The organism is Mesorhizobium sp. M2A.F.Ca.ET.067.02.1.1, from assembly GCF_004023285.1.
GTDB lineage: Bacteria > Pseudomonadota > Alphaproteobacteria > Rhizobiales > Rhizobiaceae > Mesorhizobium.
The window spans coordinates 1-5,353 of record NZ_RZSB01000419.1 but is presented as its reverse complement, the minus strand read 5'-3'; the positions used below and the strand labels follow the sequence as shown (position 1 = coordinate 5,353).

General features: G+C 64.7%; 5 protein-coding genes. 3 read left to right on the top strand and 2 right to left on the bottom strand.

What is annotated here, in order from left to right; translation table 11 throughout:
* The 3 genes from EOA28_RS23835 to EOA28_RS23825 all read left to right on the top strand — a co-directional run.
* Nucleotides 1–677 (top strand): alpha/beta hydrolase-fold protein (locus EOA28_RS23835; RefSeq protein ID WP_128315338.1); only part of this gene is annotated, 677 nt, incomplete at its 5' end.
* Nucleotides 677–991 carry a nuclear transport factor 2 family protein gene (locus EOA28_RS23830; RefSeq protein ID WP_127252493.1) on the top strand — a complete coding sequence of 105 codons (315 nt, stop codon included), beginning with the start codon at nucleotides 677–679 and terminating at the stop codon, nucleotides 989–991. The genes EOA28_RS23835 and EOA28_RS23830, both read left to right, overlap by 1 nt.
* A 102-nt stretch (nucleotides 992–1,093) precedes the next feature.
* On the top strand, nucleotides 1,094–2,197 hold the full coding sequence (locus EOA28_RS23825; protein WP_245463354.1) for a siderophore-interacting protein: 1,104 nt from the start codon (nucleotides 1,094–1,096) through the stop codon (nucleotides 2,195–2,197).
* Between the two features lie 12 nt (nucleotides 2,198–2,209).
* Here EOA28_RS23825 and EOA28_RS23820 read toward each other — a convergent pair whose 3' ends face one another.
* Both EOA28_RS23820 and EOA28_RS23815 read right to left on the bottom strand, forming a co-directional pair.
* A complete protein-coding gene (locus EOA28_RS23820; RefSeq protein WP_127252494.1) occupies nucleotides 2,210–3,427 on the bottom strand; it encodes an MFS transporter in 1,218 nt (405 codons plus the stop codon).
* On the bottom strand, nucleotides 3,427–5,353 hold a 1,927-nt coding region (locus EOA28_RS23815; RefSeq protein ID WP_128315337.1), incomplete at its 5' end, for a TonB-dependent siderophore receptor. The genes EOA28_RS23815 and EOA28_RS23820, both read right to left, overlap by 1 nt.

The following is a 5,353-nucleotide window of genomic DNA, read 5'->3' as shown; positions in this document are numbered from 1 at the left end:
CCTCGCAAGGACGCTTCTACCAATTCGAGGATTCCGGCGGGGTTGGCGCGCTTGCCGAGTTCATCGACACCGGCCGCATCCAGCTCTTCACGCTGGACGGCATCGATTCGGAATCCTTCTTCAACAGGCATGCCGACGCGGCGCATCGCATCGCGCGGCACGAGGCATATTTCCGCTATGTGCGCGAAGAGGCGCTGCCGGAGCTGCAGGCGGTCGCCGCCAAATCTAATGGCGGCCGCCCCTTGAAGCCATTGTTCTGCGGCTGCTCGATGGGCGGCTATCATTCGTCGAATTTCGTGTTCCGGTTCCCGGAACTGGCAAGCGGCGTGATCTCGCTGTCCGGCGTCTATTCGGCCCGCGACTTTTTCGGCCGGGCGCTGGAAGGCAACATCTATTTCAACTCGCCACTGGACTATCTGCCGGGCATCGTCGACCAGAAGCTGCTCGGGCGGCTGAGGGCGCTCAGGCTGATCTTCTGCTGCGGGCAGGGCGCCTGGGAAGAGCGCATGCTGGTCGAGACGCGCGAGCTTGAGCAGGTGCTGCGCGACAAATCCATTCCCGCCTGGGTCGACTATTGGGGCGGCGACGTCAGTCACGACTGGCCATGGTGGCACAAGCAACTGGTCTATTTCTTCGGCCGCTGGCTGGATGACGATCTGATGCACAGGCTGGATTGATGACCACGCCCGATCCGATCCGCCGCTTTGTCGAAGCCACCAACGCCGGCGATAGCGCGGCCTTTCTCGGTACATTCACTGACGACGCTTTCCTGAGCGACTGGGGTCGCGATTTCCATGGCCGCGACGGGGTCGCGCGGTGGAACCGATCGGACAATATCGGCGTGCAGTCCAATCTTCGCATCGTCCGCATCGCGCAGCGCGACGGCGTCTACCATGCTCGTGTCGCCGTGACGGGCAATGGCTTCAACGGCGAGGGCGACATGGCCTTCACGCTGGACGGCGACCGGATCGCAAGCCTGGTCATCAGCTGAAACCGGACAGCAGGCTGGTCTTTCCGCAAGTCGACACAAAATATGACTTTAATGATCATGTTTTAGTGGCAAAGCCGCCGACGCTGTGGCATGCCGGTGCCCATGACGACATCGAAAGGCCCGGCGATGAAGCTCTTGAGCGCGCAAACTCGTATCCAAAACGATGACATTCGCGCGGTGATGGACAGGCTGCGCGCCGAGCATAGCGACCATGAGATCGACACCGGCGATGCCGGCCGATGGGAATTCCGTATGCATTACGGCTCGTTGAACGCATCGTTCGACGATCACGGCGTGCTGGTCCGTGTCGCGGCGGAGGACGAGACCTGCCTCTCCTATATGAAGATGATCTTTGCCGGCCATATCGCCGCGCATCTCAGCACGACCGAAGGATTGCGCTGGCATGGCGACGGCACGGACGCTGGAACGCCGGTGTTCTTCCGCGAAATAACGGTGCTGTCCTCGACGAAATTGTCGCCGCATATGCAGCGCCTGCGCTTCTCCGGCCGCGACCTCGGCCGCTTCGCTCATGGCGGATTTCATGTCCGCCTTCTGCTGCCGCCGGCCGGGCGGCAGGCGGTCTGGCCGACCATGGGCGCCGACGGCCTTATCGTCTGGCCATCGGGCGAGGATGCGCTGACCATCCGGGTCTATACGATCCGCTCGCTGGACGTGGCCGAGGGCTGGCTCGACATCGACTTCGTGCTGCATCCGGGCACCGAGACGCCGGCAGCGACTTTCGCGCAGAATGCGCGGGTCGGCGACATCATCGGCATGATCGGCCCCGGCGGTGGCGGTTTGGCCGAGGCGTCCAACCTGCTTCTTCTGGGCGACGATACCGCGCTTCCGGCGATCGGCCGGATGCTGGAAGAGCTGGCGCCGTCCGCCCGCGCCGAGGCCTTCATCGAGGTCGATGGTCCGCAAGACCGAGTGGCGTTGGCGGCGGGCGAGAACATCGCCGTCCGTTGGCTCTACCGGCATGGCCGCGAAGCAGGCCGCGCCGGCCTGCTTCCGCAGGCATTGCGCGAATGCGCTCGGCTGCCATGCCCTGACGATCTCTATGTCTGGGCGGGATGCGAGTTCGCCGACTTCCGCGAGATCCGCCGGATAGCACGCAAGGAATGGGGCTTGCAGCGCGACCGGCATCTGGTCACCGCCTATTGGCGCCGCGGCGTGCGAGGCGAGGACGGGGCCGGCGAGGAATAGCGCCGTCTCGTCTCAGTCGCGGTCGCTGACCATGGCGATCGCCGGCGCTGCCAGCAGCGCGACCACGCCCGCTCCGGCAAACAGCGCACCATAGCCGAGATGCTGCGCCGCATAGCCGGCCAGGATGCCGCCCGCCATGCTGACCAATGCGTCCATGCACTGGAAAAGCGTGAAATCGACGCCCGCCTGCCTCGGGTCCGACCAGCGCATGAACTGCGCATAAAGCGCGACGAAGCCGAGCGCCATGATGCCGGAGGAACTCAGCATTGCGACGGCTGCCAGCGGGCCCGCCGGGAAAACGCCCGAAAGCGCGAAGGCGGCGAGGACGAACAGCGATCCAGCCTGCAAGACGAGCGCGAGCACAAGCACGCTGCGCGTGCCCAACCATCGGACGAGCGCGCCGCCGGCAAGGGCGGCCGCGACGCCGAGGATCATGCTGCCGGCGCCGTTGACCAGGCCGATGGTGGAAAGGCTGAGCCCGGCATCGACGAGAAACGGGCCGAGCATCGCCAGCGCCGCCTTCTGCGCCAGAACGTAGATCGCCGACGCCACCAGGCCGCGTTGTATCTGCGGACGCCGCAACGCCATGCCGAGCGAGGGCACGTGGTCGCGAACTTCCTCGTGCGGCCGGCCAGCGACGCCGAGCAGGAAGGGCAGGCCGAGCAGCACCAGCAGCGAGGCCATGGCCGACACCGCCGGACGCCAGCCCTGGGAATCGACAAGGAAGAGGAACAGGCCGCCGCCGATCGCCGAGCCGAGATAGGCGCCGCCGACCTGGGCCGCATTACCCCAGCCGAGATTCTTGCCGGCAAGGTTCTGCACCGCAAAACCGTCGCAGGCGATGTCGACCGTCGCGGCTGCAAAGGCAACCACCGTCAGGCAGGCGACCACGGGCCAGAAAGCGGCCGGGCCGAGTTGCGCGACAGCCAGCATTCCGGCGATGGAGACCAGGCCACCGATGAGGACGATCGCGCCGGTTCGGTCCCGTCCCGACAGCGGAAGCCGGTAGCGCTCCACTGCCGGCGACCACAGGAATTTCAGCGCCCACGGCAGGGCGATCAGGGTGAGCAGGCCGATACGGTCGAGCGGCAGGCCCTGATCGCGCATCACGGCCGGGAGACCCGTCCAGGTGATGCCACCGATCACGCTCTGGGCCACATAGAGGCCGCCGATCGCCGCGACGATGGCAGCCGGCGACGAGGCGGCCCGGTTCGAGGCGGAGACTGACATCAGAAACGATAGCGCAGGCTGCCGAACAGCGAGCGGCCCTCGTCGCGGTAGCAATAACCGGCCGAGCAGATCGTCTGCTGGTTGTCAAGCAGGTTCTTGGCGTTGATCTGCAGCTTCACCCCTTCGAGCTTCGGGTTGCGATAGCCGAAATCGTAGGACAGCGAGGCGTCGACGAAGGCGCGCGCGTCGTTCTTGAACGTGTTGGTGTCGTCGCCGTAGCTGGCGCCGGCGAAGCGCACACCGGCGCCGAGCCCAAGCCCTCCAAGCGTGCCGTTCTCGAATTGGTAGTGGCCCCAGAGCGAGAGGATGTGATTCGGCGTCGCCGACAGCTCCTTGCCGTCGGTGCCTTCGGCGCCGCGTTCGATCTTCACACGCAGATAGGTGTAGGAGGCGATGACGCTGAAGCCATTGTCAAGCGAGGCATTGGCCTCCAGTTCGACGCCGCGCGAGTTTAGGTCGAGCTGGCGCTGCTTGTTGATGCCAGTCGAGGCGTCGAAGACGACGCCGTCCTTCTGGTCGATGTCGAACAGCGCGGCGCTGACGGTCGCGTTGCGGTCGGGGATCTCGTATTTGACGCCGATCTCCTTCTGCGTGGCGATGGTGGGGCGGGCGACGCGGCCGACGGAACTCGTAATGTCGTCATAGACGAAGCCGATGTTGGGCGAGAACGAGGTCGAATAGTTGATGTAGGGAACGATGCCCCATTCGGTCCGGTAGGACAGGCCGACGCGGCCCGAGAAGGCGCTGTCCTTCTGCTTCGACTGGCTGAAATCGGCGGCCGTGGAGGTTGTGTCGACCCAGTCGTAGCGGCCGCTGGTGAACAGGGTGAAATCGTTCCACTCCATTTGGTCGTGCAGGTAGACGCCGAGCTGGTTCATCTCCTGCCCGCCAGAATGCGGGACGGGGGCGGCCTTGATGTCCTCGACCGAGACATAGGAGAGCCCGCTGCCAGCGTCATAGTCCGACCAGGCGTAGTCGATGCCGACAATCGCGGTGTGCTTGACCGGACCGGTGTCGAATTCAAGCTGGGCCATGTTGTCGACGACGAAGTTCTTCATCGCCTCGGTGTAATGGCCCCAGTAGCGCTCAAGCGGCTGATCTGCGCCGATCGAGTAATGGCCGCTATATTCGATGTCCGAGTCGACGGCGTTGTAACGCAGGTTCTGGCGTACAGTCAGCCAGTCGTTGAAGCGGTGCTCGAACTCGTAGCCGATGCGTCCCTGGTCCTGGGTGAAATCGTTCCAGGCCGGATCGCCTTCATAGACGTTCGACAGCGCGCCATAGGCGGAGTTGTAGAAGGCCGCGGTGCCGCCGGTGACGGACTTCGAATATTCGCCGAGGATGGTGAGCCTGGTGTCCTCGTCCGGCTTGAAGGTGACGGCCGGCGCCAGATAGAGCTTGTCGTCGGGATAATCGGGCAGCCCGGTCTCGCTCAGGCGGCCGAGGCTGGTGAAGCGGTAGAGGATGCTGCCGTCGTCATTGACCGGCCCGGAAGCATCGAGCGCGGCCTGGAAGCGGTTATGTTCGCCGGCCAGCAGCTCGATTTCATGGAATGGCTCGTCCTTGGGCCGCTTGGTGACGACGTTGACGATGCCGCCCGGACCGCTGACGCCGTAAAGCGAGGAGGCCGGTCCCTTCAGGATGGTGACGCCCTCGATGCCGTAAGGTTCTGTCTTGAACCAGGCGGAAGGGCCGTTGTACTGGCGCAGCCCGTCGCGGAACATGCCGTTGTAGAAGGCCTGGAAACCGCGCAGGAAGAAGGCGTCATAGCGCGTGTCGAAACCGAAGCTGTTCGGATTGGCGCTGGCCGTATAGCCCAGCGCGTCGTTCAGCGTACGCGGCTTCTGGTCCTCGATCTGCTTTTGCGTCACGACCGAGACCGCCTGCGGGATTCTGGCGATCGGCGTGTCGGTCTTGGTGCCGATG

Coding starts and splice junctions, on each gene's coding strand:
- EOA28_RS23825 (WP_245463354.1), top strand. CDS start 1,094: ATGACGACATCGAAAGGCCCGGCGATGAAGCTCTTGAGCGCGCAAACT.
- EOA28_RS23820 (WP_127252494.1), bottom strand. CDS start 3,427: ATGTCAGTCTCCGCCTCGAACCGGGCCGCCTCGTCGCCGGCTGCCATC.
- EOA28_RS23830 (WP_127252493.1), top strand. CDS start 677: ATGACCACGCCCGATCCGATCCGCCGCTTTGTCGAAGCCACCAACGCC.